Origin of the sequence: Aliidiomarina sp., from assembly GCF_047920995.1 — a bacterium.
GTDB lineage: Bacteria > Pseudomonadota > Gammaproteobacteria > Enterobacterales > Alteromonadaceae > Aliidiomarina.
Map to the genome: position 1 here is coordinate 84842 of NZ_JBLRWZ010000004.1, position 26870 is coordinate 111711.

Consider the following 26870-nt stretch of genomic DNA (forward strand, 5'->3'; position numbering starts at 1 on the left):
TCTCAAAAAATAGATTGATATTACCTTTCAAGTTATCCACTTGCTCAAAGCCACTCGTTCTCAATACTGAACCAGCTATCATCCTGCTCTTTTAAGCGCTGCAGGTGTACCTCGGCTTCGGCCAATTCCCAGCGCATAAAGTAGCGCGCAGCAGCAAGCCAGCTAACTGTGCATCATTACGGGCGCCTATATCTCCAGCATCCGTTACTAAGAATTTCGGCACAATAAACATGGAAATACCTTTTACGCCCGCAACTGCACCTTCAATCCGCGCAAGCACCAAATGCACAATGTTTTCGGTAATATCTTGATCGCCACCCGAAATATACATCTTCTGCCCGCTCAGGCGATACGTACCATCGTTGTACGGCTTCGCTTTTGTTGCTAAATCACCTAAAGAAGAGCCTACATCGGGTTCGGTGAGCGCCATAGTGCCGGCAAAACGGCCACTGAACATACCCGGCAGGAAATGTGCTTTTTGTTCTGCGTTGCCAAAGGCTTGAATAACGTTGGCTGCGGCGGTAGTTAAGAATGGATAAGCCGCTGTAGCAGGATTAGCCGCCATAAAGTAACTATTGCAGGCCATACTGAGTAGCGCTGGTAACTGCATACCACCGGCATCGTAATCATGCCGCGCCGATAATAACCCTGATTCAGCATATTTCTGCCACAACCACACCGTAAACCCAATTTTTTAAACGCCCGTTTAAATAAAAACGCCCTGCATATCACATAGGGCGTTCACTGATGTACTAGTAATTGTTAATTTGCTTAGAAGCGGTAACGAACACCTACTTCAAATGCGCGTTCTGGGCCAACGTAAATACCTTGGCGCAAGCCAGAAATATACTGCTTATCAGTAAGGTTTTTCACCGAACCAAATACCGCCAACTGATCATTTATCTGCATTTGGGCAAACGCATCAAACACGGTATATGAAGGAAGCAAGCCGCCCCAAATTCCACCTGCTGCGCCACTCGGAATATCTACTTGGTTGCTTGGGTCACCAAACTGCTCGCCTTGATAATGTGCGGTAACGGCCACACTGAAACGTTCAAGATTATAATTCAATGCCAAATTAGCCATTCGTTTTGGAGCATAAGGCAAGCGGTTACCAGCGAAATCGCCACTCATAAACTCTGATTTCGGTACCCATGTAGCGTTCGAATCTATACTAAAACCAGCACCTAAATCGTAACCAAAGGCCACTTCAACGCCATAATGTTCTGTTTCACCAGCGTTTGAGCGCGAAAGATTTGGGTTACTATTGCCAGTAACCACTTGGTTACTGAAATCCATAAAAAACGCTGCAACTTCATAGTTTGCTCTTCCCTTGGCACCACGAATACCTATTTCATAGTTTGTAGAGCGCTCGCCATCAAGGTTCTGATCCGTTAAACCATCTAACGCCACGCCATTTGCAGCGGGAGAAAAAGCTCGATATACACCACCATATAATTCAGCATTATTAGTTACTGCAAAAGTAGCGCCTACACCTGGCAATATTTCGGTATGCGATGTTGTTGCCAATGCATTCCCGCCTGATAGCAACACTTGCTGCTGCTCATAGCTTTCTACTCGAACTCCAGGAGTAAGGGCAAAACGTTCTGAGAGTGCAAGGCGAGTTTGCGCATATGCAGCATAGCTATCAGCACTATCTACCCGGTGACGATCATTTATACCGGTACGATCATTCTCGCGAGTAGCGCGAATACGGGCATCGTCGGATTCCTCGGTCATAAAGCGCAAGCCAAATTCTGAGTTTGCATCCATATCGAACATCGTATGGCGATACGCTAAGCGGGTTTCTACCCCAAAGCGTTCAAACGCTCGGTTATTGCCCGTAAGAGCGTCGGTATATACCCATCTTCCCGCCTCATTCGAAGCCGCAGTATCCACATTGTAACGCCAGTAATCACGGCTTACATTGCTCCAATACACAATGGTATTTAGGGTTACATCAGGGCTAATCAGCCATTCATGGTTTACATCAAACGCAACACGTTCCTGTAAATACCTATCATCTGGGGCTGGGTTATAGCGCTCCCCTGCTAAATAATCATCAAGCAACAAACCACGATAAGAGATATTGGCATCATTCTCAAGATAAGAGAATTTCATACCAATGCTCTGATTATTGGCTAGTGCCATGCCTGCTTTTACCATGATATCTTTCATATCATAGCCTTTATCCATGAAGCCATCGCTTTGCGCATGCGTGAATACCACACCTGCATAGCCATCACCTGAAGCGGTGCTGTTGCCTGCTTCAATGTTCACTTCCCGCATGTTATACGAACCCGCACGACCACTTAGTAACAGCCCCTCATCTGGCGTTTTCGTTTGGTAGTTCACTACCCCACCAATTGTAGAAGGGCCATAACGCAATGAAGAAGAACCCTTCAATATCTCTACTCGCTCTACACGTTGAATACGCGGATTGAAATAGCGATCATTACCGATAAATAAACCTGGCGCCACTGGCACACCATCTTCCAGCACTAAAGATTTTGATTCGCTTGCCGCTAAACCGCGAATACCAAAGTTGGCTACAATCGAGCTTTCTTCTTCCCCTTTCACGTTAATACCCGCAATCCGGCGTAAAACGTCTTCATTTGATAATGGCTGCAAGCGTTCAATTTGCTCACGGCTCACGATATTTACCGTACCGGTTTCATCGTAACTGTGCGCACCGCGAGCACCATATACGCGAATTACTTCGATTGCTGGGGCACGCGATTTACGCGCTTCATTGGTTGATTCTTCAGTATCAATATCATCCGCAAGTGCAAAGGTTGGCATAAGTGCAAGGGTGATAGCAGAAGCTAATACTGAGTAGCGTGGTAACTTGGTTAAAGGCATGAAGAGCTCCAATATATTATTCTTCTATGTTGGCTGCAAAGCAGTTACGGAAGTAAGGCAAATAGCAATAACGAGGCTAATCAGTAATGAGAATCGTTATCATTTGAAAAGGCGAGGGCATAATAGATGCAAATGAGAATGATTGTCAATTAGGTTTAGTAGATTTTTGCAAAAAAAAGCGAACAATTGGAGTTACCCACAGAGAGAGATAGTACTTAATAGGTTTACTGATGCTTGAACCCATCGCATGTTTGCGTTAAATAAAGGGGAGCATTAAATAAACGGGTAACCTTAAATAAAGAAGGGAAACACACACTATGCATCGGGTTGAGCCATGCGAAATATCCAACTTACAGCCCTAAGCCTTACCCTTGGGGCACTATTGTTACTCGGCCTAATGCAATCACAAGCCAGTAATAGCGCAGCTCCTGCCGGCGGCGTGCTATTTTTTGTTGCCTTAATTGCGGTACCTATGTGCGCTACGGCGGCCGTATTCGCAACGGTATCAAGCCTCAAGCTACGCACTCGCGCAGCACGCGCAGAGTATGGATTTACCAGGCCGTTTTGGTGGCTTGTATTGGCGCTGAATAGCGCGCAAGCGGTTGCCTATCTTGGCGTAATCATCATCTTAGTTTTCGGTTAACCCAGCTTTTTCTCAACGAATGTGGCCTTAACTCGCTTCGAAACCAACATGTACGGAATCCAAATTGCGGCAGATACCACAGTACGGGAGAAATCACGTATGGTTTGCGTATCTATAAACGATTCCTCAGGCAATACTTGCGATACCAACCACGAATCGAACGGAATAAAAATCAGCATTGCCAGGGTTATCGCAATAAACACTCGAGGAAAAAGGTAATGTTTACTAAAAAACAGCACTACCAAATACAACGAAGCAAGCAATAGCACAAAACTAAACGTAATCTCTGTTATCAGCACTGGCGCCCATAAAGGATGGTAAAGCTCCGAATCAGCACTAGTTAACAGCTCCCAGGTGCCATCATTGAGGATTTCGGTATACATTGGCAACTCTACCGAAAGCAATCGGATCGGTGCAATGATCACGCCGATCGCTACCAGTATTAGCCAGCCCCGAAGGCCCTGTAGATTCTTTTCATTTCCCACAAACCTATCCTCACAAATTGCTTGAATTACGATTCTACGATCTCATTACACTTGGAAGCGAGTTGCCGATAATCGGGAGGAAACCATACTACAAGGGGCAACTTATGCAAAAGCATTAGCGGGAAAAATTGGTGCGTCCTAGTAGATTCGAACTACCGACCCCCACCATGTCAAGGTGGTGCTCTAACCAGCTGAGCTAAGGACGCACATATTGCAGAAGCTTGCCTTGGCAAGCGGGCGCTATAATAGTGCGAGGCCCACTCAGCTGCAAGTTTTTTTGCTTTTTTCAGTGATTTTTCGAACCGGAACGTATATATATTAGAAATAAAAGGTTACCGAAACATTTATACCGGAGATAGTTGTGAGTAAAGTATTTTCAATAATTTGGCGCTCGTTATTTACTATAGTTGTAACGCTTATCGTTTTTGCTTTTATCACAACGGGCTATGTCACTATGGAAGATGACAAAAAACGGTTAGAACAGCATTGGGAACTCGGCTTCTTGCAAGAAGCTTACTTTGCCGGTGATTATGAAGCGCTTAACTCGCTTCAGGTGCGATACGTAAATTTGCAAGATAACTACTTCATTCATAACGAAGGTAGGCACAATCAACGCTACTCGTTCAAGTTTTTATTCGCAGATGATAATCCAAGAATGTCTGGGAGAACCGTATATAGTTATCACATACCTGAATCATTCTCTCAGGTGCCTATTGTATCGCTCGCTAGCGATCCGAGAGTATATGCGCTAGATGCAGCTGCAGAAATTGATTACCTAGAAGAAGAAACACACGGATTAGGCTTTTTTATATTTATTTGCGTGTTAGTTCTTTACCCATATCTCATGTTCCTTGTTTGGATACGGCGCGGGCATAAACGAATCACACAACGTTAGTTCTACACGTAGGGTTACCACCCTACTTTGCTTAGCACCGAATCTAACCATTGATGCAGCTGTTGCGGTGGCATTGCACCAGAAACGCGAGCTAATTCCTGCTCATAATGGAATACCGCCAGCGTAGGAATACTGCGGATATTATAGCGTTGGCCAAGAACAGTTTCGTTTTGGGTGTTGGCTTTTGCGAAGCGAGCACGTTCGGCGAAAGGTGCAGCAACCATTTCAAAAATTGGCCCAAATTGCTTACATGGCCCACACCAAGGGGCCCAGAAATCTACCACTACTGGCATATCACTGCTCATGTGTGTTTTAAGATTGTTTAAGGTTAAATTAAACGGCACGCCCGTAATAAGTTCCTCATTGCAGGAACCACAATGGGGATGATCGCTAAGCCGCTCGGCAGCAAATTTATTCCGTTTGCCACAGTGTAAACATGCGATAACTACCGCTTCACTCATATGGGTCGCCTTACTTACTTATTCTTCTTATCATTGCTCAGGGTGTTCATGCTATACACACTCACGCGGTTAACATGAACTACAAAGGAATTACCGTTTCTTTTCTTCGTTACGAAAAAACCAGAATAAATAACCGCCAATGATGGCGATAAATACCACTGGAATAAATACCAACATTAAAACTGGGCCTAACGACATGCAGTGCTCCTTTGCTTACGCAAACTTAATCAGTTATGTAGCGTACATTTAAGCACCAAACTACTGATTAAACCAGCGTGCTGCAAACTCTTCTGCTGCTACTGGCTTGCCGCGCAAAAAGCCTTGAGTGCGATTACAACCCAGGTTTGCTAGCATTTTTTCCTGCTCAGCAGTTTCTACACCTTCAGCTACCGTGGATAAGTTCAATGCCTTTGCCATCGCAATAATGGTGGCGGCTATCGTATATTCGTGCGCTCCCGCCGCTAGATTTTGCACAAACGAGCGATCAATTTTTAACATTGAAATCGGAAATTGGGTTAAATAAGCAAGTGAAGAGAAGCCAGTGCCAAAATCATCCACAGCAATCGAGATACCATGATCACTTATACGCTGAAATTGGCGCAAAGCCTGCACGGATTTTCCCATCATAATGCTTTCCGTTAACTCAACAACCAACCGCCCTTTCGGTAAATTACGCGTTTGCTCAATCAGATAATCTGCCATATAGGGGTCATCAAATTGGCGCGCGGAAATGTTTACGCTTAAATAGCCTTGATAGCTGGGAAGCCAATCATGTAACTGATGTACAGCTTTGCGCATCACCCAATCACCGAGCTCATGAATTAAACCCCGCTCTTCTGCTAACGGGATAAATAGCATTGGGCTTACCCAACCGAGTTCGTCATCATACCAACGACATAATGCTTCAGCACCGCGCAGCTTGCCGGTATCGATATCAAATTGCGGTTGGTAGTAGAGCAACAATGTTTCGTTGGCAATTGCCAGCTGCAAGCGTTCCAGCATGTGCTGTTCTGTTAGCAGTGCCTCGCTCATCGATACATCATATATGCGGCTTTGTGTAGCTGCTACGCGAGCGTGTTCCAGTGCGATACTTGCGCGTTGTAACAAGCCATCACTTGAAATGCCGTGCGCTATTTGTTGCCTATCTAACGCACTATAATTGGCAGCGCCTACTAGCACTTGTACCGAAAAGTTACGGGAATCAACCTGCACGGGCTCAAAGAAGGCAGATTTAACATTCTCAATTGCTTGCGGCAACTGTGCTACGCTAGTTTGTGGTAACAATATACCGAATTCATCACTGCTGAATCGAGCAACACAGCTGCCTGTATCTACATATTCTACTAGCCTTTGGCCAACTGCTTTAAGAAGCGCATCACCCACTGCATGATTATAAGTATCATTCACCTCTTTAAAGCGGCGAATATTAATCATCAATACACTCAATGTTTGCTGAGTAAGTTGAGCTTTTTCGATAGCCGCATCCACTCGGTGAATAAAGGAAACACGGTTAGGAAGCCCACTAACCAGATCAGTAAATGCAATATCAGCAATTTTACGTTCGTGTTCACGCCGTTGCATTTCCATAGCCAAGAAACTAGCCGCAACCCGCAATACTTCGATAGCAAGTTCAGGATTGGCAATTTTTTGATTGTGCATCAAAGCAATTAAACCGAGTTTCTTGCCTTGTCGGTTTATTAATGGGAAGCCAATATAACTCTCCACGCCAATATCGGAGAGCATTAGATCATTAGGGAATCGTTTCGCTACATCGCCGTTATATAAGCAAACATTTTGCTCATTAATCGTTGCACAGGGTGTGCCCGTGAGAGAATACTCGAACTCACCATGATGCTGGCCATTTGAGTAGAGCGCAATTGTTTTAGCCACGAGTTCATCGGGCTTCACCCGCGCCAATAGCACATGGTCAACTGCTAGAATTTCTGTCAGTTGCTCACAGATCAGTTCAAAAAAGTGTTCCTGCTCGCTAAAACTGAACGTATCGGCGAGTGCTCTAAACACTTCGTTGGTGCTTGCCTCCATGTGCATCATTACCCACTTAAGCTATTAATAAATTTACTATAACCAATAACTAACTGCGACGATATATGTCGTTCATAAAATTGGGGGAAACCCCCATGAAGCGGAAAGGAAAAAGTGATTAACTATTCAGCAACTTCCGTTCGATTACGGCCGTTATTTTTAGCCACATAAAGGGCTTTATCTGCTCGCATGTACAAGCTTTGTGGTGTATCTGCTGGCTTTGCCACGGCGATACCACAGCTTATCGTTACCATTTGATGGGGGAATTTACTGGTTGTTATTAAAGTACGAATTCTCTCTGCTACATTTGTGGCAGTGTCTAAATCTGTATTTGCCATAATTATGGCAAATTCTTCGCCACCAGTTCGAGCAAAAATATCGCCCTGTCGAATACAGCTACTCACTAATTCAGCCAAGCGTTGGAGCGTTTGATCACCAACATCGTGGCCCGCAGAATCATTAATTGATTTAAAATGGTCAACATCTAACATTAGTAATGCCAAGGGATTTTGTGTTCGCTCAAATATGGAAATTTGCTGTTTAAACGCATTTTGAAAATGGCGACGGTTCGCGATCCCAGTTAAAGCATCTGTACTTGCTAATGCCTCTAGCTCGCGGTTGCTCTCTTCGAGTGCTTGCTGCAGTTCTTGCAGAGTATTATATGCTTCATTGGTTGCGAATGCCGATTGCTCAGCCTTTTTTCGAGCATTGATAATTTCAGCTTCGAAATGTTGTCGTTTCCCCATTGGGGTAAATACGTACACATCCATATTCGCGAAACGTTTAGCATTAAGTACTAACGACACCAAGCTTCCAGCGCTGCTCTTAAGTTGAACAAACATTTCTTCCACTTGTGCACTGTGTTGTAGCGATGGTTGAATGTGAGTTAAATTAAAAATTCGGCCAGCACCCGATAAAATATCTGCAAACGGAAGGCCAATACAATCAATTCCATCCAACCAATTCTGCAAAGTTGTGTTTAAGTATTGAATAATCCCTTCATGATTTACGTACAACACTCCAGCTGGTAGAGCGTTAATATCTCCGATATTACAGGTACTTAAAGCACTGTTAGAATCGTTCATAATTGCACCACTACTTTGTTAATTGCTCATTTAGAGCGCGAATAACTTCGCTTGGCTTACTAATATGCGGATAGTGTCCGGTGGCATTAAGTTCCTGCGATGTGCAGGCTGGAATATGTTGCAATTGATAATCAATCGCTTGGCGCGGAACTACTACATCAGCGCGCGCAAATAGAATATGTACCGGAACCCGCAGCTCTTTTAGTTGATTGCGGAAATCCGCGTAGAACGTTGCACGCGCAAAACACTGAAGCATTCGTGGCTCGTTACCCCGAAAACGTTCTGTTAACTGATTAGCAAACTGCGGGTTTTCCGCATTCGCCATTGCTTGTGGTGCTAGTAGCCCTGCCCACTCGTAAAAGTTGTGTTCCATCATGTTAAGTAAGCTATCGATATCATCTTTTGAGAATCCGCCCTGATAGTTATCGTTAGGGTGGTCGATATAACAAGCCGAGGGGCCTATAGCGATAATTTGCTGAAAACGCTGAGGCTCTTGAATTGCGGCTAAATAGCCAATAACCCCACTAATGGAGTGCGCAACAAAGATAACCTGCTCTAAATTCAGCGCACCGAGAATCTCTAACAAGTCTTGTGCATAGCCTTCAAGGTTGCCATAGCGTTCCTCACTAAATGCATTTCTATCAGAATTACCGCTACCCACATAATCATAAAGCACTACGGTATAATTACTTGTAAAGGTTGGCGCAACGGCATTCCAAATATGTTGATCACAACCAAAGCCATGGCCAAAAACCAAAGTTTTTGGCCCATTACCAATCACCTTAACGTTATTTCTTTGCAAAATATTCATGCAACGTTTCCGCATTACCTAAAAAATAATAAGCAAATAATTGCACTCATCGAGCACAGTATCAATGCCAACACGATGCAAGCTATAAAATACTTTAAGAAGTTATTAACTTAAAGCAACCAATCGATGGGGAGTAATGAGAAGAAGCGCACCGACATGCGTTGTAACCAGGTAGTGCCAGGATCGTAATCATATCGGCGCATTTCACCAGGCTGGCGTTCAAGCCAATATAACCTGCCACTATCAGCAAGCCTCAGCTCATATGCTTGAAATGGCATCCGTTCATGAAAGGTTTCATCGATCATTTTCGCTAAATCGGGGCTATCAATCACAAAGCCTAGCTCTGTATTTAAGCTTACAGATCGGGGATCAAAGTTAAACGAGCCCACGAACACCCGCTCTCCATCAATCGCGAAGGTTTTCGCATGTAAACTTCCAGCACTACTTGCGAATCGCCCAAGATCTGCGTCACCTTTGCCTTCGCGCTGAGTTTGTGTTCGCCGCACCTCAAAAATTTGCATACCAGCCCGCAATAATTTTTTCCGCCACTTCGCGTAACCAGCATGCACCATTGCAACATCTGTTGCTTCTAACGAATTAGTTAAAATGGTAATTTGCACTCCTTGGTTTGCCAAAGCTATCAATGCCTCGGTACCAGCCCGGGTAGGAACAAAATAAGGAGTAATGAGCTCAAAATATGCTTGCGGTTCACCAATTGCTTTGCGAAGTTGGTAGCTAATAAGTTGCTCACCTTCCGCGTTACCTAGGCCTTTACTGGGATCATCGCTTACCATGGTGGTTTGCACCCAATCGAACTCTACTTCACCACTTAAAATATTACGAATAAACTGCGTATCCATAACTGATTGCATGTAATCGAGTAACTCTGCGCGTTCGTGCAAAAGTAAGGATACTGGGCGTGGTGAATAACGTGAACGCTGGTTGTCGATATCAACTATTTGATGTAATGGATAAGATGAACCACTATGCCAGAACAAATCAAAATCTTGCGATACCTCATTTACTACCGGCCCAACGGCAAGAATATCAAGATCGTTAAACAACATGCCCTCGCCAGCGCCAAAATAAGAATCACCTACATTTCTGCCACCCACAATGGTTACTAAATTATCGGCAGTAAAGGATTTGTTGTGCATGCGCCGGTTTGCTCGATCAAAATCAGTAATAAAACCTAGCACTCGTGATCGGCGATGCACAAATGGGTTGAATAAACGAACTTCAAAATTGGGATGCTGATGTACGTGCAGTAAATACCCCTCAAGCGCAGTAGTATTTAAATCATCAAGCAATAAACGAACACGTACGCCGCGTTCTGCTGCTTCAAACAAGGCAGATAACAACAGTAACCCAGTATCATCGGCGCGCCAGATATAATATTGCACATCGAGTGTTTTTTCCGCGCGCTCAGCCATTAAAATACGCGCGGCAAACGCATCCCAGGCATCTGCTAACGGCAAAATGCCCGAGTTATCACCATTTTCATAAAGTACCGGGGCAAGCTCTTTGCCTAGGCGTGTTTGTTTTGCTGCGTCAACACTAAGCGCCTGCGATAGCGTACGCTCTTCTAATGGCGGTAACGTGGTGCATGCACTGAGCAACAGAGCTAGTAACAACACAACGAATATTTGAACATAACGCACAGCGTTTTCATCCTCTGCGGTGGGTAAGCCAACTACATAGATCGATTTTGCGGCGCTAAGTTTACTGTTTTTGCAGCGTTTTGCCCAGCCGCGCTTTGCGAATCGTTTTTTCCATTTCCAACACGAAAAACACCAAGATACCAATACCAACACAAATCAATCCGTGTTGGAATGTTAATGCTGTGGTGCCAAATAATTGCTGCATAAAGGGTACGTAAGTGAAAATCGCTTGCAATACAAATACCAAGCACACCGCAATAAGAACTGGCTGAGTACCTTTAATGCCCTGCAATGAAAGCGATTTGCCATGTAAATAACGTACGCTAAACAAATACCATACTTCCATTGCTACCAGCGTATTTACCGCCATGGTTCGCGCGTAACTCTCGGAAAGCCCTTGCGCAAGAGACCATTGAAATACACCAAAAATACCCACAGTAAACACCACAGAAACAAATGCAATGCGCCACAACAATAGGCGGGAAATCAATGGCTCTAGTGGGTTTCTTGGCGGGCGCTGCATTACCCCTGGCTCACTGCGCTCAAAGGCCAGCGCTAATGCTAAGGCGATAGAGCTTACCATATTCACCCACAATATTTGCAGCGGCATGATAGGTAACGTAAGAGCAAACAAAAGCGCTAAGATAATCGCTAACGATTCTCCCCCATTCACAGGCAATAAAAACCCAATCGCTTTCTTCAGGTTATCGTACACAGTGCGCCCTGCGCGCACTGCGCTTACAATACTGGCAAAGTTATCATCGGTGATCACCATCTCGCTCGCTTCGCGCGCGGCCTCAGTTCCACTTTTGCCCATCGCAATACCAACGTCGGCACGCTTCAATGCAGGAGCATCATTCACCCCATCGCCGGTCATTGCTACTACATCACCATTCTTTTGCAGCGCAGTTACCAAGCGTAATTTATGTTCCGGCGTTGTTCGTGCATAGATATTAACTTTGCCGATAGTTGCTGCCAGCTCCTCGTCACTCATATTATCAATATCAGTTCCCGACAAGGCATTATCGGTATCCTCTAAACCTAGCTGAGCACCGATCGCTTTTGCGGTGCCCAAGTGATCGCCGGTAATCATTTTCACTTGAATCCCTGCGGTTTTGCACTCTGCGATTGCTTGCTTCGCCTCTTCGCCGGCGGGTCTATTAGCCCAGCAAAACCGAGGAAACTTATGCCGTTCAATGGCGATGAGGCATTAAGATCATCATGAGTTATTTTCGTACACTCAGCATTCACGAATTTATATGCAAACCCCAGTACACGCATACCGTTGGTTGCTAGATTATCAATCTGCTCATGTAAGCCCTGCTCTTCTTCCTTACTTAAGTGTGCCATCGCTATGATGCGTTCTGGCGCGCCCTTAATTAAAATAATTCGTTTTTGTTCTAATCTAACTGGGCTGGGTTCATCAGCAAATTGTAAAAAATCCGCATTGTGCAAAGTAGCCATATACTTGTGGCGGGAATCAAACGGAATAAAATCAACCCGAGCATGCGCGCTAGTAATCTGTTCGCAAGAGATCTGAGCTTTCTGTGCGGCAACAAGTAACGCCCCTTCCATAGGATCACCTACTACTTCCCAAGCATTTCCTTCATCCTTTACTTCACTATCGTTACACAACACCCCCACATGCAGCAGGTTAATTAGTTTCGCATCTGCATCTGGATTATTAAACTTAGAGTGGCTAAACGTTCCGTCTTTGTTATAACCACTTCCAGAAATAACCCACGCCTCAGATTCGGTAACAATTTGCGCCACCATCATTTCATTACGCGTTAACGTGCCCGTTTTATCTGAACAGATCGTAGACACCGCACCTAAGGTTTCTACGGCGGGGAGTTTACGAATAATACTTTTACGGTGGGCTAACCGGGTTACACCAATGGCTAGTGCAACAGTGAGAACTGTGGGTAATCCTTCGGGTATCGCAGCAACAATTAAACTCACTACCGCCATAAACAAGTACGTAGGATCGTTACCGCGCAATAGGCCGAGTAAAAATACTAGCAAACCAAAGCCCACCACAACCAAAGTAAGGTACTTAGCAAACTGCGCCATTTGTTGAATTAACGGCGTGGTTAATGTGGTTACTTTGTTCAATAACCGATTAATGCGGCCAAGTTCAGTGTTTAGGCCTGTAGCAATCACCACACCTACGGCTCTACCTTGGGTAACAAGGGTGCCAAAATAGGCCATATTGTTACGATCCGCCAAGGGAGTGTTCGAATCAATCGCCGCAGTGGATTTCTCCACAGCTATAGATTCTCCGGTTAACGGTGCTTCTTGCATGGCCACATTATGAGTGCTAATTAACCGTAAATCGGCTGGCACTTTATCACCCGCATCAAGAATAACGATGTCGCCCACCACTAAATTGCGAGCGGGTATTTTCTCGTTTTTGCCAGAGCGCCGCACTGTACTCTGAATCTGCAGCATTTTTTGAATAGCATTAAGGGCTTTTTCAGCACGTCCTTCTTGATAGAAGCCTATACTCGCGTTGACGATCACTACCGCTAAAATCACCGCCATATCAAGCCATTCAGCTAATATGCCCGCCAGCAAAGCGGCTACCAATAACACGTAGATCAACAAATTATTAAATTGCTGTAAAAAGCGCTTCCAAGCCGGAACTGCAGGCTTGGTTGGCAATTCATTAGGGCCGTTTTCCGCTAGCCTACGCTCAGCTTCTTGGGAAGTTAATCCCTGTTCAAGTGAGGTTGCAAAGTGTTGCTGAATTTCGCTTGCGGATTTCGCATGCCAGCCCTGCATAATAACTATCCTGTGATATGTAAGCCCCACGTATCGCGGGCTTCACGAGCTAACTGTTCCTGGAACTGCGGCGCCGCTACCTTAATAAGCTCACTAGCGCGTTCATTCATACTGCGTGCACGCAGGTTGGCTACACCATATTCGGTAGCAATGTAATGCACATGCGCCCGCGTAGTAACTACACCAGCACCGGGGCTAAGCATCGTGCTAATCCGCGATACTGAACCACCTGCTGCAGTAGCTGGCAACGCAATTACCGAGCGCCCGCCTTCCGACAAACTCGCCCCGCGCACGAAATCCATTTGCCCACCAACTCCTGAGTAAATTGCAGTACCCAGCGAATCAGCACACACTTGGCCACTCAAATCCACTTGTAAAGCACTGTTAATTGCCATCACTTGCTTATTCTGGCGAATTACCGAGGTATCATTGGTATATTCCACATCAAGAAACGCCACTTCGGGATTATCATCTACGAAATCATACAAAGCTTGGCTGCCCATCGCGAAGGTTGTAACAATACGGCCTCGATGCTTGCGTTTGCGGGAATTATTGATTACGCCAGCTCGCACTAGCGGTAGCACTCCATCAGAAAACATTTCTGTGTGGATACCTAAATCACGCCGATCACCTAAACAGGCCAAAGTAGCATCGGGAATTGCACCAATTCCCATTTGTAAACAATCACCATCGCCTATCAATGCTGCCACATTACGGCCAATTTGTTGTGTTACTTCGCTTTGCTGCGGCTGCGCATGCAATGGCATTGGCGCGCTGTGTTCAAAATAACGGGTAAACTGGCTCACGTGTACGAAAGAATCGCCATGGGTTCTTGGCATTCTCGGATTAATCCACGCAATAACTTTCTTCGCCATTTGCAGTGCTGCCCGAGTAGCTTCAACTGATATGCCTAAGCTACAGTAGCCATGCGCGTCTGGAGGTGACACCTGAATTAGAACTGCATCTAAATGCTGCTCTTGGGAACGAAATAGTTTGGGTATCTCCGATAAAAACATCGGCACATAATCGGCCAAGCCCTGTTTAACTGCATTGCGAGTTGCGGCACCCACAAAAAATGCTCGTTGGCGAAGATGGCCTTGCAGTTCGGGATTACACAAGGCGCCACTTTTCTCGGTATGTAACTGCAACAATGTAAGATTGTGCCGCTCCATCGCTACTTCGGCGAGTGCATCAAGAAGTAGATAAGGCGTTGCCGCCATTGATTGGCACCAAATCACATCGTTATTATCAATTACAGAAACAGCCTCTACGGCCGTGTTTACCCGCATTACAAACTCCTTATTCAACTCGCAAAATACTCATGTAATCTGGAATATCAACATCATAATCACTATGTTCAGAAAGGTAATCACGGAAGCATTCCAAGGTATCTGGCTCGCCATGCACTAATTGAATATTCGTGCCCGCTGGCAACCTCGATGCTTTGAGCCACTCATGAAGCTCAAAGTAATCGGCGTGGCCGGATAAACCATCGAGAATCTCAATTCGCGCGCGCACGGGAATCCAATCGCCATGCACTTTGATATGCTGCACGCCTTGCTGCATCTTTGCGCCACGTGTGCCGCCCGCTTGATAGCCAGAAAACAGTACTGTTGTTCTATGGTCTGCAAGCCAGTGTTTAAAGTGATGTAAAATACGCCCGCCGGTAGCCATGCCCGAGCCTGCAATAATAATATGCGGCCCTTGTACGCTGCCGATGGCTTTCGAATCATCTACTGTTTTGCTGTATTCGATTACCTGCTCAGCGCGCTCACATTGTTCGGCACTCAAGCGATGATACTCATGATGGCGGCGATAGATATGAGAAACTCGAATCGCCATAGGGCTATCTAAAAACACCGGTACTTTCGGTATTTTTCCAGCATCCATTAAAGTTACAATCAGGTGCTGCAATAATTGCGCACGGCCCACTGCAAAGCTTGGAATCAGCACTACACCACCGGCTTTCATCGTGCTATTAATAATGTCTGCAAGCTGCCCACAAAGATCCACTTCTTCATGACGGCGATCACCATAGGTTGATTCCAATAACAATACATCAACTGCCGGGAGAATCTCCGGTGGCTTCATCAGCAAATCGTTGCTACGCCCAACATCACCGCTGAAGCCAACACGTTTGCCGTTGGCTTCTACTACAATACTTGCCGCACCTAAAATGTGGCCAACCGCAGTAAACTCCACGCTAATATCACCAATCTGTAGCTGTTTCTTAAACTCTACCGAGCGGCATAGTTTAAATGCCTTCAGAGCATCATCTTCGGTGTACAAAGCTTCGGGCTTTTCATGTTTACTCAAGCGATGCTTGCCTAAATACTTAGCATCCTCTTCTTGAATACGGCCCGAATCGGCCCACAACACTTGGCATAAATCGAGGGTGCCTTGATGGGCATACACCGGCCCACGATAACCGTGTTTGTAGAGTACAGGAACATAACCAGAATGATCGAGGTGCGCATGGGTGAGGAGCACAGCAGCAACGTTATCAATGCCCAAAGGGAGTGGTTGCCAATTGCGTTTTCGCAGCCACTTGTAACCCTGAAATAACCCGCAATCAATAAGAATGCGGGTTGTTTCAGTTTCTACTAAATACTTAGAGCCAGTAACTGTTTCCGTGCCGCCAAGAAATACAATGCGCATATGCAACTCCGTTAGCAATCATAGAGTTTAAGCATAGCCCCTGTTGGGCAAGGAAACTAGAGCGCTAAAGGTTAAATTTCACTCGTATTGGGCACAAAGCTTATTTATTTATCAACATCTTGCGCTAGCGCAAATTACTTGCGTGAAAGCGCAAATGTTCGTCAATAAAAGTAGCAATAAAGTAATAGCTATGATCATAGCCAGGTTGATAGCGGATATTTGCGCCAGCACCAGTTTCCGCATTGATTTTAATGATCGTATCAGTACGCAATTGCTCTGCTAGGAAGTTATCTGCGTCACCTTGATCGATTAAAATCGGCGGAATCTTCTGCTGGCCACGTTCGGCTAATAAAACCGAAGCATCGTAGGTTCGCCATTGTTGTTCATCTGCGCCTAAATAGCCGTTAAATGCCTTCTTTCCCCAACTACAGTGCATCGGATTTACAATTGGCGCAAATGCCGAAATTGAACTGTAGCGCTCGCTGTTTCGTAAGCCGATTACTAACGCACCATGGCCACCCATGGAGTGTCCGCTGATGGCTCGATCTGCAGTAATCGGCAGCCCCGCCTCTACCAACGTTGGTAGTTCATACACGATGTAATCGTACATTTGATAATTTTGGGCAAAAGGTTCTTGCGTTGCATTCACATAAAACCCTGCACCTAAGCCGAAATCATAAGCGCCATCGGGATCATCAGCTACACCCTCGCCACGCGGGCTCGTATCAGGAATAATTAAAGCGATGCCTAGCTCGGCAGCTGCCCGCTGAGCTCCTGATTTACTTGAGAAATTTTCATCCGTACAGGTTAAACCAGAAAGCCAATACACCGCAGGAACCGCTTGTTGTGCCGCTTGTGGCGGCAAAAATACAGAAAATTCCATACTACAATTTAGCGTTTCGGAACGGTGCGAGAAACGCAGCTGCTGGCCACCAAACACTTTCTTTTGATCAGTTAATTCAACATCTGCGCGCTTGCTGAAATACTCCATGCAACCTCCTTAGCTTAAGCATGTAACGCTATGATTAATAGTGAATCACGCTGCGAATCGATTTACCTTCATGCATTAAATCGAATGCTTTATTAATATCTTCAAGGCCCATGGTATGGGTAATAAAAGTATCCAATTCATACTCACCCGCAAGATAGCGATTAACATAATCTGGCAATTGGCTACGGCCTTTTACACCACCAAACGCACTTCCTCGCCATACGCGGCCGGTAACCAACTGAAACGGCCGGGTGGAAATTTCTTCTCCAGCACCCGCAACACCAATAATTACCGATTCACCCCAACCTTTGTGGCAACTTTCTAACGCCGAGCGCATTACTTTCACATTACCAATACATTCAAATGAATAATCAACACCACCATCAGTGAGTTCTACAATTACATCTTGAATCGGCTTATCGTAATCATTTGGATTAATGCATTCAGTAGCACCAAGCTTTTTCGCGATATCAAATTTCGATTCATTAATATCAATGGCTATAATTCGGCTTGCACCAGCCATTACTGCACCAATAATCACTGATAAGCCAATACCACCAAGGCCAAATATCGCTACGGTATCGCCTGCTTCTACCTTTGCCGTATTCTTTACTGCACCCATCCCTGTTGTTACACCACAGCCAAGTAAACACACTTTCTCTAATGGTGCTTCTTTGTTAATTTTCGCCAGCGCTATTTCCGGAACTACAGTGCGTTCCGCAAAAGTACTGGTGCCCATATAATGGAAAATAGGCTGGCCGTCTTTGTAGAAGCGCGTAGTGCCATCAGGCATTAACCCTTTACCTTGAGTGCTGCGAATCGCTTGGCAAAGATTCGTTTTACCGGACGTGCAAAACTTACATTCACCGCATTCAGGAGTGTATAACGGAATCACATGATCGCCCACTGCAACTGAAGTAACGCCTTCACCGATAGCTTCTACAATACCGGCCCCTTCGTGGCCCAGAATTGCCGGGAAAATACCCTCAGGATCAGCGCCCGACAAAGTGTACGCATCGGTATGGCAAACGCCTGTGGCCACAATACGCACTAGCACTTCGCCCTTTTGCGGCGGCATCAAATCTACTTCTTCTATTTTTAAAGGCTCGCCGGCCGCCCAAGCTACAGCAGCGCGTGTTTTAATCATTTCCATGTTTGATTCCTTCTTATATTCCATGCGCTATTGCACATGATGCATATCAACAGTGTAGTACATTGTAATTGTTTCTTACTGAATGATAATGGCGTATAGTTAAATTCACTTTTTCATATATGGAATAATCGCTGCGATGACCAAGATTTGGCAAGGCATTAGCGAATTTACTGCTGTAGCGGATACCGGCAGCTTCACTGAGGCTGCTAAACGTTTGCAGATATCGGTAGCGCAAGTGAGCCGAAATATTAGTGAATTAGAGCATCGCTTGGATATAAAACTGTTATACCGCTCTACTCGCAAAGTCAGTTTAAGTGAGGAAGGTGCACTTTACCTGCAGCATTGCCGCAACCTAGTTAGTAGCCTAGATGAAGCGAATCGCACTATTACTAATTTAAAGGCAACGCCGCGCGGGCTATTAAAGATCACCGCACCGGTGTATTACGGCGAATATCACCTAGCCCCATTACTCAACGAATTCTTAGCTATATACCCAGAAGTTGAGCTCGATTTACACCTTACCAATAATAAGCTCGATCTCATTCAAGGTGGCTTTGATTTGGCTATTCGCCTTGGCCAACTCGAAAGCTCATCACTGATTGCCAAGCGCTTAGCAAACCGAACTCAGCATATTGTTGCCGCGCCTAATTACTTAGCAAGCAAGGGTACACCATATACTATCGCCGATTTGCATCAGCACCAATGCTTAGTGGGCAGTGTGGAAGGTTGGCGCCTACGCGATAGTACGGGTAAAACTGTAATCACCAAACCTAAAGGCCGCATGCGCTGTAATAGCGGCCCCACGCTATTAAATGCGGCGATACAAGGGTTGGGATTGGTGCAGCTACCGGATTACTATGTTCAAAGCGCGCTAAGCGCTGGCGATTTAGTAGCAGTTCTAGAAGATTTTCGTTTACCCGATGATGGTATTTGGGCGGTATACCCGCAAAATAGGCATCTCTCAGCAAAAGTGCGCCGGTTGGTAGAATTCCTTGCTGCGCGTTTATAGCCTACCGGGCGATGCTAAGGTTATATAAAAGTACTGTAAAGTGTGGCAAATTAGCACAAGGTAATATTAGATACGGGAGTAAGCATGAACGGGTTAGATTTTCAGGTAAAAGCGTTTTTAGATAACGATAGCGAAACCTTTAGTTACATTGTATACGAAGGCTCAGGGAAATACGGAGTAATTATTGATCCGGTACTTGATTTCGATCCGCAAGCTGGCAGCACAAGCACCCGCAGTGCTGAAGAAATGCTCACATTTGTACGCGAGCAAAAACTTACCATTCCGTGGATACTTGAAACTCACGCTCATGCAGATCACCTCTCAGCGGCACCATTTTTGCGCGATGCCTTGCATGCCAAAATCGGCATTGGTACGCACATCACTAAAGTACAAAGCATATTTAAAGATGTGTTTAATCTAGAGAAGGAATTTCTACCCAACGGAGAGCAATTTGATGCTCTATTCGCCGATGGTGATACATTTGCTGTGGGCAGTTTACACTTTCAAGTAATTCACAGCCCAGGCCATACCCCAGCGGATCTTGCCTATCTCATTAATGGCAAAGCTCTGTTCGTTGGCGATACCCTATTTTTACCCGATGTAGGTACCGCGCGTTGTGATTTTCCGGGCGGTAGCGCGGCCACACTATTTAACTCCATTCGCAAGCTTCTGAGTTACCCAGATGAAACACAAATCTTTATCTGCCATGATTATCCGCCAGCAGGCCGAGCTCACCAATTTGTAACCACTGTTGCAGAGCAACGTGCGAATAATATTCACGTGCGTAACGATGTTACCGCAGCCGAATTTGTACGTATGCGCGAAGAACGAGATGCAACACTAGCAATGCCGCGTTTGATTTTACCGGCAATTCAGGTGAATATCCGTGCTGGTGAAATGCCTCCTGCGGAAGATAATGGCATCGTATATTTAAAGATTCCGTTGAATCAATTATGAGAAGCGAGTTCAACATGAGTAGTAGCAGGCCTCAGCAACTGTGGGATGAGAACTTCGCCAGCAAGAAATGGCTGCTAATACGAGCCAATATTACCCATTAAAATACAAGGTAGGTTATGTCTGTTTCATTTGGCCCATTTGCTATGGGTATGCCGCAATTCATATTTATTCTTGCCGTGGTGATCACGATGCTTGCCGCTTGGTTGATTGGTAAGCGTTATAAACTATCCATCAGCGATGCCGTATTTCATGTTCTCGCCGTGAGCATCATTGTGGCTCGAATCAGTTTTGTGATTCGATATTTTGAGCTTTATGCGGAGGCGCCTTGGCAAATTATTAATATTCGCGATGGCGGCTTTGATTTATGGGCTGGGGTTATCGGTGGTTTACTCATGGCAACCTGGGAAATTAGCCGTAACCGTAAAGTGTGGCAACCCCTAGCTATTGCATGTATTACCGGCGTAGTTGCTTACAGTGCTATGCAAGGGTTCTATCAACACCGTTACGGCGGTGAATTATTTGTGCCCCGCATACAAGCGCAAACCTTAGATGAGCGTAGCGTTTATCTAGATCGCGAATATCGTGGCAAACCTATGGTTGTGAACTTATGGGCTACTTGGTGCCCACCTTGCGTGCGCGAAATGCCACTGCTGGAGGATGCACAAGCAAAATGGCCCGATGTTGCCATCGTTACGGTAAACCAAGGCGATAGCAAAGATATGGTGCTCAACTTTGTTGCCGAGCAAGGCTTAAACCTAAACGATATGTTATTGGATACCAATAGCCGCTTAAGTAACGAAATTGGTTCATTTGCGTTACCCACCACATTATTTTTTAATGCCGATGGTATGCTAATTGATACCCATGTTGGTGAGTTTTCAGCTGCGCGGTTACAACAAGCTATCGAACGAATTCGCTAACGTAGCGCGGCAATTGCTGAACTTAAGCCATCTAAGGTGAGCGGAAACATGCGGTTTTCCATGATTTCCGCCATCATTTGTACCGAATGATAATAACCCCAGCGGTTTTGTGGCTGTGGATTTAACCAAGCTGCCTTAGGGTAATGGTTAAGCAAGCGCTGCATCCATACCTGCCCTGGCTCTTCATTCCAATGCTCCACACTGCCACCTGGATAAGCGATTTCATAGGGCCCCATGGTGGCATCGCCCACGAAAATCAGCTTGTAATCATTACCATACTTATTGAGCACTTCGGCAAGCGGGGTTTGCTCATGCAAACGCCGTTGGTTGCTTTTCCACACGCCTTCATACACGCAATTATGAAAGTAATAGAACTCGAGGTGTTTGAATTCAGAGCGAACTGCTGCAAAGAGTTGCTGGCACTCATAAATATAATCATCCATTGAGCCGCCAACATCAAACAAAATAAGAACTTTGATCGCGTTATGGCGCTCCGGCTGCCAACGTAGATCTAACATACCTTGCTTGCCCGTAGCTCGAATCGTTTCTGCTAAATCAAGTTCGCTAGCTGCCCCAGTACGGGCAAATTTACGCAGCTTTCGCAATGCTAACTTAATATTGCGATTACTGAGCTCTGCATCGGTATCCAAATCAGCGAATTCGCGCTTATCCCACACTTTTACCGCGCGGCGGGCATTACTACCCTCTTGGCCAATACGAATACCTTCCGGATTATACCCATAGGCACCAAAAGGCGAAGTGCCGCCAGTACCAATCCATTTATTACCGCCGGCATGGCGCTTTTGCTGCTCGGCTAACCGTTCATTGAATTGTTTTAACAGTTCATCTAGGCCACCAAGCGCTTGCAGCTTTGCTTTATCTTCATCACTGAGTTGGCGTTGTAAGCTCTTTTGCAACCATTCCTGCGGAATACTGGCAGCAATATCTACTTCATTTACGCCCGCAAAATATTCTGCAAATGCTCGATCAAAGCGATCATACTGGCTTTCATCTTTCACCAATATCATGCGCGATAAGGCGTAGAAATCGTCCACACTGGCAAAAACAACCTGCTGCTCTAATGCATTCAGCAAATCCAATAGCTCGGTAATACTTACCTTTAAACCGTGCACTCGTAGCCGAAAAAAGAATTCAATTAGCATCGGATTACCGTGAGTTACGACGAGCCATAAAGGCTAACTTTTCAACTAATTCCACATCTTGCTCGTTTTTTAATAACGCACCGAACATGGGCATTAAGCCGCTTTGGCTATTTGCTAAATCTTGCGGCGACACTTCCTCTACCAGTAATAGCTTCAACCAATCTAAAAGCTCCGATGTAGAGGGTTTTTTCTTTAAGTTCGGCACTTGGCGTAAATCAAAAAACACTTCTAATGCGGTAGCCAGCAGTTGCTTCTGTATATTTGGGTAATGCACTTGCACAATAGCTGCCAGCGTTTCCGCATCCGGGAAGCGAATATAATGAAAGAAACAGCGGCGCAAGAAGGCATCGGGAAGCTCTTTCTCATTATTCGAGGTAATGATCACAATAGGACGTTGCTGCGCTTTAATCTGCTCACCAGTTTCATAAACATGAAACTCCATCTGATCCAGCTCATGCAATAAATCATTGGGGAATTCGATATCGGCTTTATCAATTTCATCAATCAGTAACACAGGGCGCTTCTCAGCTGTAAATGCCTGCCATAGCTTGCCTGGTTTGATGTAATTACTAATGTCGTGTACTCGTTCACTACCTAATTGGCTATCACGTAAGCGCGATACAGCATCATACTCATACAACCCCTGCTGAGCTTTAGTAGTTGATTTGATATGCCAACGCAATAAATCGGTGTGCAAGGCCGCCGCGAGTTCTTCTGCTAGCTTTGTTTTACCAGTGCCCGGTTCACCTTTAATCAGCAACGGCTTTTGCAAGGTAACAGCCGCGTTTACAGCCAACGCTAGCTCGCTTGATACAATATAATTCTCTGTGCTCTGAAAACCTTGCTTGTGCAAGCCCACTGTTTCATTTACCGCCATACATCATCTCACTTTTCGAACGCCCAAAAAATTAGCGCCATGATAACAAATCATGGCGCTAATCGCAGAACCTAAATAAATCTAAGTTAGGATTTATTCTTCAAGCCAGTAAGTACACCACCGATACCGATAATGGTAAGCACAGCACCAACAATCAAGAACCACATCGCGTTGTCGGTTGGTTGCCCAGTAATCGCTTCAGAAATCTGCCCTGCGGCCGATTCGCGCTCTTGCCAACCAAAATATAAAACAATTAAGCCGGCAACTAAAATAGCAAGTGATACAAATTTATTCATAAACACGTCTCCTATGAGATGTTGTTGTTCTTCTATCCTTTCTAGCTCATTCTTACTTTATTCGTTGTTCGTTGTTCTGTTTATTGATTTGTTTAACTCACACTTTTTTCAACTACCCCAATAGAGTAGTTCATGTTGACCGAAAGTAAAGTTTGCTTATTAATATTTCCTTTTAATTAACAGTAAGCTACATTTATTTTCTAGAGAATCAGCAGCTATTCCCACGCTTGTACATGCTCGCGAATGCTACCCGTGGCCAAGCTTTCCGCTACTTCTTCGGCTAAACGATAGCCAGCATCAGTTGCTTGCTGCCAAAATTTTTGTCGAGCCGCCACATCTAAATTTGCAAAATCATGCCGATCTGGAATTTTCCCATAAGGTAATGCATCAATAAACGCTTGCGTTGGCATGATCATTACCGCATTTCGCCAATTTTTTCCGGTAGTACGGCGCTTAGTATTCTTATCAAACCACCCCGGTATCACCTCACGCTGAAAATGCGGGTACAGCACTAAACCCGCTTGATCATCAAGCGGTACATCAAAGTGATAATCGGTTACGCCACCATCGCGATACACCCCAGGCGGCGCACCGGGAATATCACGCACCCCATCTAAAACCAACGGAATCGAGCCCGTAGCCAGTAATGCTTGGCGAAAGTTATCCGCACTTAACGCCACATGCTCAGTGGGTAAATCATGCCAATTTCTACCCATTGGCGGCTGCGCATTAGGATGATGAAACACCACCCGTTGATAACTGCTTTGTAAGGTTTTTCGAGACAGCATATTAAGTGCAGCAGCCTTTACTAAGCCTAAGCCCTGACCCAATCGCCCATTAGCGGCATTTAAGCCTTTGCAACGCACTACGATCATATGATGTAGAAACGTATCTTGTTGCAATATCTCGGTTACCGCTGAATCGGGTACATACTCGTGTAGCAAATCGATTGCTTTATCAGTAATTTCGCGCACATCCGGCTTTTCTGTGTATACCGTTGCCCGATATAGCCTACTAAACAGCGCACTTGCCTCGGCGGCATTACTACGCCCTAAGCTGGCAAAACGCCAACCGCCCGCTGAGGTGCCCAATAAATTCAAAGGTACTTGGCGATGGGCAAAAAACTCACCAAAAAAGTAGTTATCTAAACCTTGTAAAATAAACCACTTTGGGCCACCCGATGCGCCAAGCATTGTACTCACATCATTAGCCGCTAAACCTTGCTCACGAATGTGCACAAGTGCATCAGCCCCAGCTTTTATTTCTGCCCATTTCATCATGAGAACTCAAAATCCTAATTAAAAAGTGTGTTTACGCTCAGCGATAATACCAAGCGCAAGCATAATTCCGATCACTACCAGCCCTAGATATCGCACCGATAGTTGGCTTAGTTGCAACTGAATAAATGGCGCCATCCAATTCATGAGAATGCCATAGCCAAACGCACATAAAAGGACAAAAATAATGGTACGAAAGAGAAAATGATAATGGCTGATTTGCCGTTTCACTGCGCGATTAATATCATTGCCAAAAATCACTAACAAAGTGGCGGCAATCATTAGGCTGATATAGGCGAGATGACCACGCATCCATGCGCCGATTTCCACTAATAATTCGTTGATCACTGCGTATTCCTGAACGTTATTTATTATTATCTATGCGGTTACAAGCGCCATAGTATAACCAGAGCCGCATTGATGTACAGATAGCGGTGGCTATTTTCCTTTGCAACAAGCCGCTTGCTGGTGGCGCTAAACTTGGCAAATCAACATGCGCAAAGGATTACCACACTTCTGTGCTGCATCAATTGCTCGGCAATGGTATTCTTTTCATCAACATCTTTCGTAATCATCCATTAAGAACCTTATAAGAATCTTTTTATGAAATTTATTAGTTTTAATATCAATGGCCTACGCGCCCGCTTACACCAACTACAAGCCTTAATTGATAAGCATCAACCCGATGTAATTGGCTTACAAGAAACTAAAGTGCATGATGAGCAATTTCCCCTCGCCGCGGTAGAAGCAATGGGCTATCAGGTGCTCTATTTTGGCCAGAAAGGCCATTATGGCGTAGCCTTGCTTACTAAGTTACCGTACACCGATGTTTGCTACGGCTGGCCTGGTGATGATGCAGAAGCCCAACGCCGAATGATTATGGCAACCGTAACCACCCCTACCGGTGAAAACATCCGCGTAATGAATGGTTACTTTCCACAAGGGGAATCCCGTGACCACCCACTCAAGTTTCCAGCAAAAGAAAAATTCTATGCTGATTTAATGGATTACTTGAATACCACCCAATCCCCCGAGCAACCGCTAATTTTGATGGGCGATGTGAATATTTCGTCTACGGACGCCGATATCGGTATTGGCGAGCCAAACCGAAAACGTTGGTTAGCTACTGGCAAGTGTAGTTTTCTGCCGGAAGAGCGGGAATGGATGCAGCGTTTAATGGATTGGGGTTTTACGGATACATTCCGCGCTCTTAATCCTGAAGTTGATAACCAGTTTAGCTGGTTTGATTATCGCTCACGCGGATTCGATGATAATCGCGGGCTGCGCATTGATTTGATTCTTGCTACGCCACAGCTGGCCGAACGTTGTGTTGATGCCGGTATCGATTATGAATTGCGTGGCATTGAAAAGCCTTCTGATCACGCACCCATTTGGAGTACGTTCAAACTCTAGCGGGCACCCCTGCTTTTAAACTGCGTAACTTAGCTATAGAAAACAAAAAGCCAGAACAATGTTCTGGCTTTTTAATTACTTGATAATCAAGCATAGCCTTACTGCTCTTCAGGTGGTAACACCGCTAAGGCTTTGCGTAATACTCGTGCTAAATCTACATAGCATGGGCCTTTCCGATGGCCCGGCAAGCGGATGTCTTCACCCGCTGCATTCAATTTGTTCTGTAACTCAAAATACCAATTATTCAATGCCGGAGGCAGAATCTGATATGCCCGTTTGCCAAGCCAATAATACCCCTGTAACGGCAGTACCAGAATAAATAACGAAGTTGCCAATATTTGTGGCAACAATTCACTACCTAAATATTGAAATTGCACAAAGAAGTTGGCTACTGCCGCTACAGGCAGTACTTTAACCCCAAGCTTA

26 protein-coding genes and 1 tRNA gene are annotated in these 26870 nt (G+C 45.2%); 6 read left to right on the forward strand and 21 right to left on the reverse strand.

Going from position 1 to position 26870, the window contains the following annotated elements; genetic code table 11:
- Nucleotides 1-91: 91 nt before the first annotated feature.
- Complete coding sequence (locus ACNA7P_RS02115; RefSeq protein ID WP_416256948.1) at nucleotides 92-679, reverse strand: acyl-CoA dehydrogenase family protein; 588 nt, start codon at nucleotides 677-679, stop codon at nucleotides 92-94.
- A 92-nt stretch (nucleotides 680-771) separates the two neighbouring features.
- A complete protein-coding gene (locus ACNA7P_RS02120; RefSeq protein WP_416256949.1) occupies nucleotides 772-2862 on the reverse strand; it encodes a TonB-dependent receptor family protein in 2091 nt (696 codons plus the stop codon).
- A 334-nt stretch (nucleotides 2863-3196) separates the two neighbouring features.
- Here ACNA7P_RS02120 and ACNA7P_RS02125 point away from each other — a divergent pair, with 334 nt between their 5' ends.
- Nucleotides 3197-3505, forward strand: coding sequence for a hypothetical protein (locus tag ACNA7P_RS02125; protein WP_416256950.1), 309 nt, complete (start codon nucleotides 3197-3199; stop codon nucleotides 3503-3505).
- Here the strand turns inward: ACNA7P_RS02125 and ACNA7P_RS02130 are convergent.
- Together ACNA7P_RS02130 and ACNA7P_RS02135 are read right to left on the reverse strand one after the other, a co-directional pair.
- The gene (locus ACNA7P_RS02130) at nucleotides 3502-3990 is read right to left on the reverse strand and encodes a DUF2569 domain-containing protein (protein ID WP_416256951.1); all 489 of its coding nucleotides are present in this window, start codon (nucleotides 3988-3990) and stop codon (nucleotides 3502-3504) included. The two genes, ACNA7P_RS02125 and ACNA7P_RS02130, sit on opposite strands and share 4 nt — an antisense overlap.
- Nucleotides 3991-4119: 129 nt before the next feature.
- Nucleotides 4120-4196, reverse strand: a tRNA-Val gene (locus tag ACNA7P_RS02135).
- Between the two features lie 155 nt (nucleotides 4197-4351).
- On the opposite strand from ACNA7P_RS02135, the gene ACNA7P_RS02140 reads away from it, so the two are divergent.
- Nucleotides 4352-4885, forward strand: coding sequence for a hypothetical protein (locus ACNA7P_RS02140; RefSeq protein WP_416256952.1), 534 nt, complete (start codon nucleotides 4352-4354; stop codon nucleotides 4883-4885).
- A 14-nt stretch (nucleotides 4886-4899) separates the two neighbouring features.
- On the opposite strand, the gene trxC is transcribed toward ACNA7P_RS02140, so the two are convergent.
- From trxC to ACNA7P_RS02195, 11 genes are all read right to left on the reverse strand, one after another.
- Nucleotides 4900-5346: a thioredoxin TrxC gene (gene trxC, locus ACNA7P_RS02145; protein ID WP_416256953.1), complete on the reverse strand. Its 447-nt coding sequence runs from the start codon at nucleotides 5344-5346 to the stop codon at nucleotides 4900-4902.
- Nucleotides 5347-5604: 258 nt separating this feature from the next.
- On the reverse strand, nucleotides 5605-7389 hold the full coding sequence (locus ACNA7P_RS02150; protein WP_416256954.1) for an EAL domain-containing protein: 1785 nt from the start codon (nucleotides 7387-7389) through the stop codon (nucleotides 5605-5607).
- Nucleotides 7390-7511: 122 nt separating this feature from the next.
- The gene (locus tag ACNA7P_RS02155) at nucleotides 7512-8474 is read right to left on the reverse strand and encodes a diguanylate cyclase domain-containing protein (protein WP_416256955.1); all 963 of its coding nucleotides are present in this window, start codon (nucleotides 8472-8474) and stop codon (nucleotides 7512-7514) included.
- A gap of 10 nt (nucleotides 8475-8484) precedes the next feature.
- Nucleotides 8485-9285, reverse strand: a complete 801-nt coding sequence (locus tag ACNA7P_RS02160) for an alpha/beta fold hydrolase (protein ID WP_416256956.1) — start codon at nucleotides 9283-9285, stop codon at nucleotides 8485-8487.
- A 110-nt stretch (nucleotides 9286-9395) separates the two neighbouring features.
- Nucleotides 9396-10946, reverse strand: coding sequence for a phospholipase D family protein (locus ACNA7P_RS02165; RefSeq protein ID WP_416256957.1), 1551 nt, complete (start codon nucleotides 10944-10946; stop codon nucleotides 9396-9398).
- A gap of 61 nt (nucleotides 10947-11007) precedes the next feature.
- Nucleotides 11008-12039, reverse strand: coding sequence for an HAD-IC family P-type ATPase (locus tag ACNA7P_RS02170; protein ID WP_416256977.1), 1032 nt, complete (start codon nucleotides 12037-12039; stop codon nucleotides 11008-11010).
- Between the two features lie 2 nt (nucleotides 12040-12041).
- Nucleotides 12042-13730 carry a cation-translocating P-type ATPase gene (locus ACNA7P_RS02175; RefSeq protein ID WP_416256958.1) on the reverse strand — a complete coding sequence of 563 codons (1689 nt, stop codon included), beginning with the start codon at nucleotides 13728-13730 and terminating at the stop codon, nucleotides 12042-12044.
- A 5-nt stretch (nucleotides 13731-13735) separates the two neighbouring features.
- Nucleotides 13736-15019, reverse strand: a complete 1284-nt coding sequence (locus tag ACNA7P_RS02180; RefSeq protein WP_416256959.1) for an acetyl-CoA hydrolase/transferase family protein — start codon at nucleotides 15017-15019, stop codon at nucleotides 13736-13738.
- A 10-nt stretch (nucleotides 15020-15029) separates the two neighbouring features.
- On the reverse strand, nucleotides 15030-16388 hold the full coding sequence (locus ACNA7P_RS02185; protein WP_416256960.1) for an MBL fold metallo-hydrolase RNA specificity domain-containing protein: 1359 nt from the start codon (nucleotides 16386-16388) through the stop codon (nucleotides 15030-15032).
- Between the two features lie 124 nt (nucleotides 16389-16512).
- On the reverse strand, nucleotides 16513-17379 hold the full coding sequence (gene fghA, locus ACNA7P_RS02190; protein ID WP_416256961.1) for an S-formylglutathione hydrolase: 867 nt from the start codon (nucleotides 17377-17379) through the stop codon (nucleotides 16513-16515).
- 34 nt (nucleotides 17380-17413) lie between these two features.
- Nucleotides 17414-18532, reverse strand: a complete 1119-nt coding sequence (locus ACNA7P_RS02195; protein WP_416256962.1) for an S-(hydroxymethyl)glutathione dehydrogenase/class III alcohol dehydrogenase — start codon at nucleotides 18530-18532, stop codon at nucleotides 17414-17416.
- A 136-nt stretch (nucleotides 18533-18668) separates the two neighbouring features.
- On the opposite strand from ACNA7P_RS02195, the gene ACNA7P_RS02200 reads away from it, so the two are divergent.
- From ACNA7P_RS02200 to ACNA7P_RS02210, 3 genes are all read left to right on the forward strand, one after another.
- Nucleotides 18669-19541 (forward strand): LysR substrate-binding domain-containing protein, encoded by an 873-nt coding sequence (locus ACNA7P_RS02200; RefSeq protein ID WP_416256963.1) that lies wholly within the window; start codon nucleotides 18669-18671, stop codon nucleotides 19539-19541.
- Between the two features lie 84 nt (nucleotides 19542-19625).
- On the forward strand, nucleotides 19626-20498 hold the full coding sequence (locus ACNA7P_RS02205) for an MBL fold metallo-hydrolase (RefSeq protein WP_416256964.1): 873 nt from the start codon (nucleotides 19626-19628) through the stop codon (nucleotides 20496-20498).
- 116 nt (nucleotides 20499-20614) lie between these two features.
- A complete protein-coding gene (locus ACNA7P_RS02210) occupies nucleotides 20615-21418 on the forward strand; it encodes a prolipoprotein diacylglyceryl transferase family protein (protein WP_416256965.1) in 804 nt (267 codons plus the stop codon).
- On the opposite strand, the gene ACNA7P_RS02215 is transcribed toward ACNA7P_RS02210, so the two are convergent.
- From ACNA7P_RS02215 to ACNA7P_RS02235, 5 genes are all read right to left on the reverse strand, one after another.
- Nucleotides 21415-22581 carry a vWA domain-containing protein gene (locus tag ACNA7P_RS02215; RefSeq protein WP_416256966.1) on the reverse strand — a complete coding sequence of 389 codons (1167 nt, stop codon included), beginning with the start codon at nucleotides 22579-22581 and terminating at the stop codon, nucleotides 21415-21417. The two genes, ACNA7P_RS02210 and ACNA7P_RS02215, sit on opposite strands and share 4 nt — an antisense overlap.
- Before the next feature lie 4 nt (nucleotides 22582-22585).
- Complete coding sequence (locus ACNA7P_RS02220; RefSeq protein WP_416256967.1) at nucleotides 22586-23458, reverse strand: AAA family ATPase; 873 nt, start codon at nucleotides 23456-23458, stop codon at nucleotides 22586-22588.
- 86 nt (nucleotides 23459-23544) lie between these two features.
- Nucleotides 23545-23754: a DUF3185 family protein gene (locus tag ACNA7P_RS02225; protein ID WP_416256968.1), complete on the reverse strand. Its 210-nt coding sequence runs from the start codon at nucleotides 23752-23754 to the stop codon at nucleotides 23545-23547.
- Between the two features lie 215 nt (nucleotides 23755-23969).
- Complete coding sequence (locus ACNA7P_RS02230) at nucleotides 23970-25034, reverse strand: alpha/beta hydrolase (protein ID WP_416256969.1); 1065 nt, start codon at nucleotides 25032-25034, stop codon at nucleotides 23970-23972.
- Between the two features lie 18 nt (nucleotides 25035-25052).
- Complete coding sequence (locus ACNA7P_RS02235) at nucleotides 25053-25379, reverse strand: DUF3392 domain-containing protein (protein ID WP_416256970.1); 327 nt, start codon at nucleotides 25377-25379, stop codon at nucleotides 25053-25055.
- 255 nt (nucleotides 25380-25634) lie between these two features.
- Here ACNA7P_RS02235 and xthA point away from each other — a divergent pair, with 255 nt between their 5' ends.
- Nucleotides 25635-26444: an exodeoxyribonuclease III gene (gene xthA / locus ACNA7P_RS02240; protein ID WP_416256971.1), complete on the forward strand. Its 810-nt coding sequence runs from the start codon at nucleotides 25635-25637 to the stop codon at nucleotides 26442-26444.
- A 98-nt stretch (nucleotides 26445-26542) separates the two neighbouring features.
- Here the strand turns inward: xthA and yfbV are convergent.
- On the reverse strand, nucleotides 26543-26870 hold a 328-nt coding region (gene yfbV / locus ACNA7P_RS02245; RefSeq protein WP_416256972.1), incomplete at its 5' end, for a terminus macrodomain insulation protein YfbV.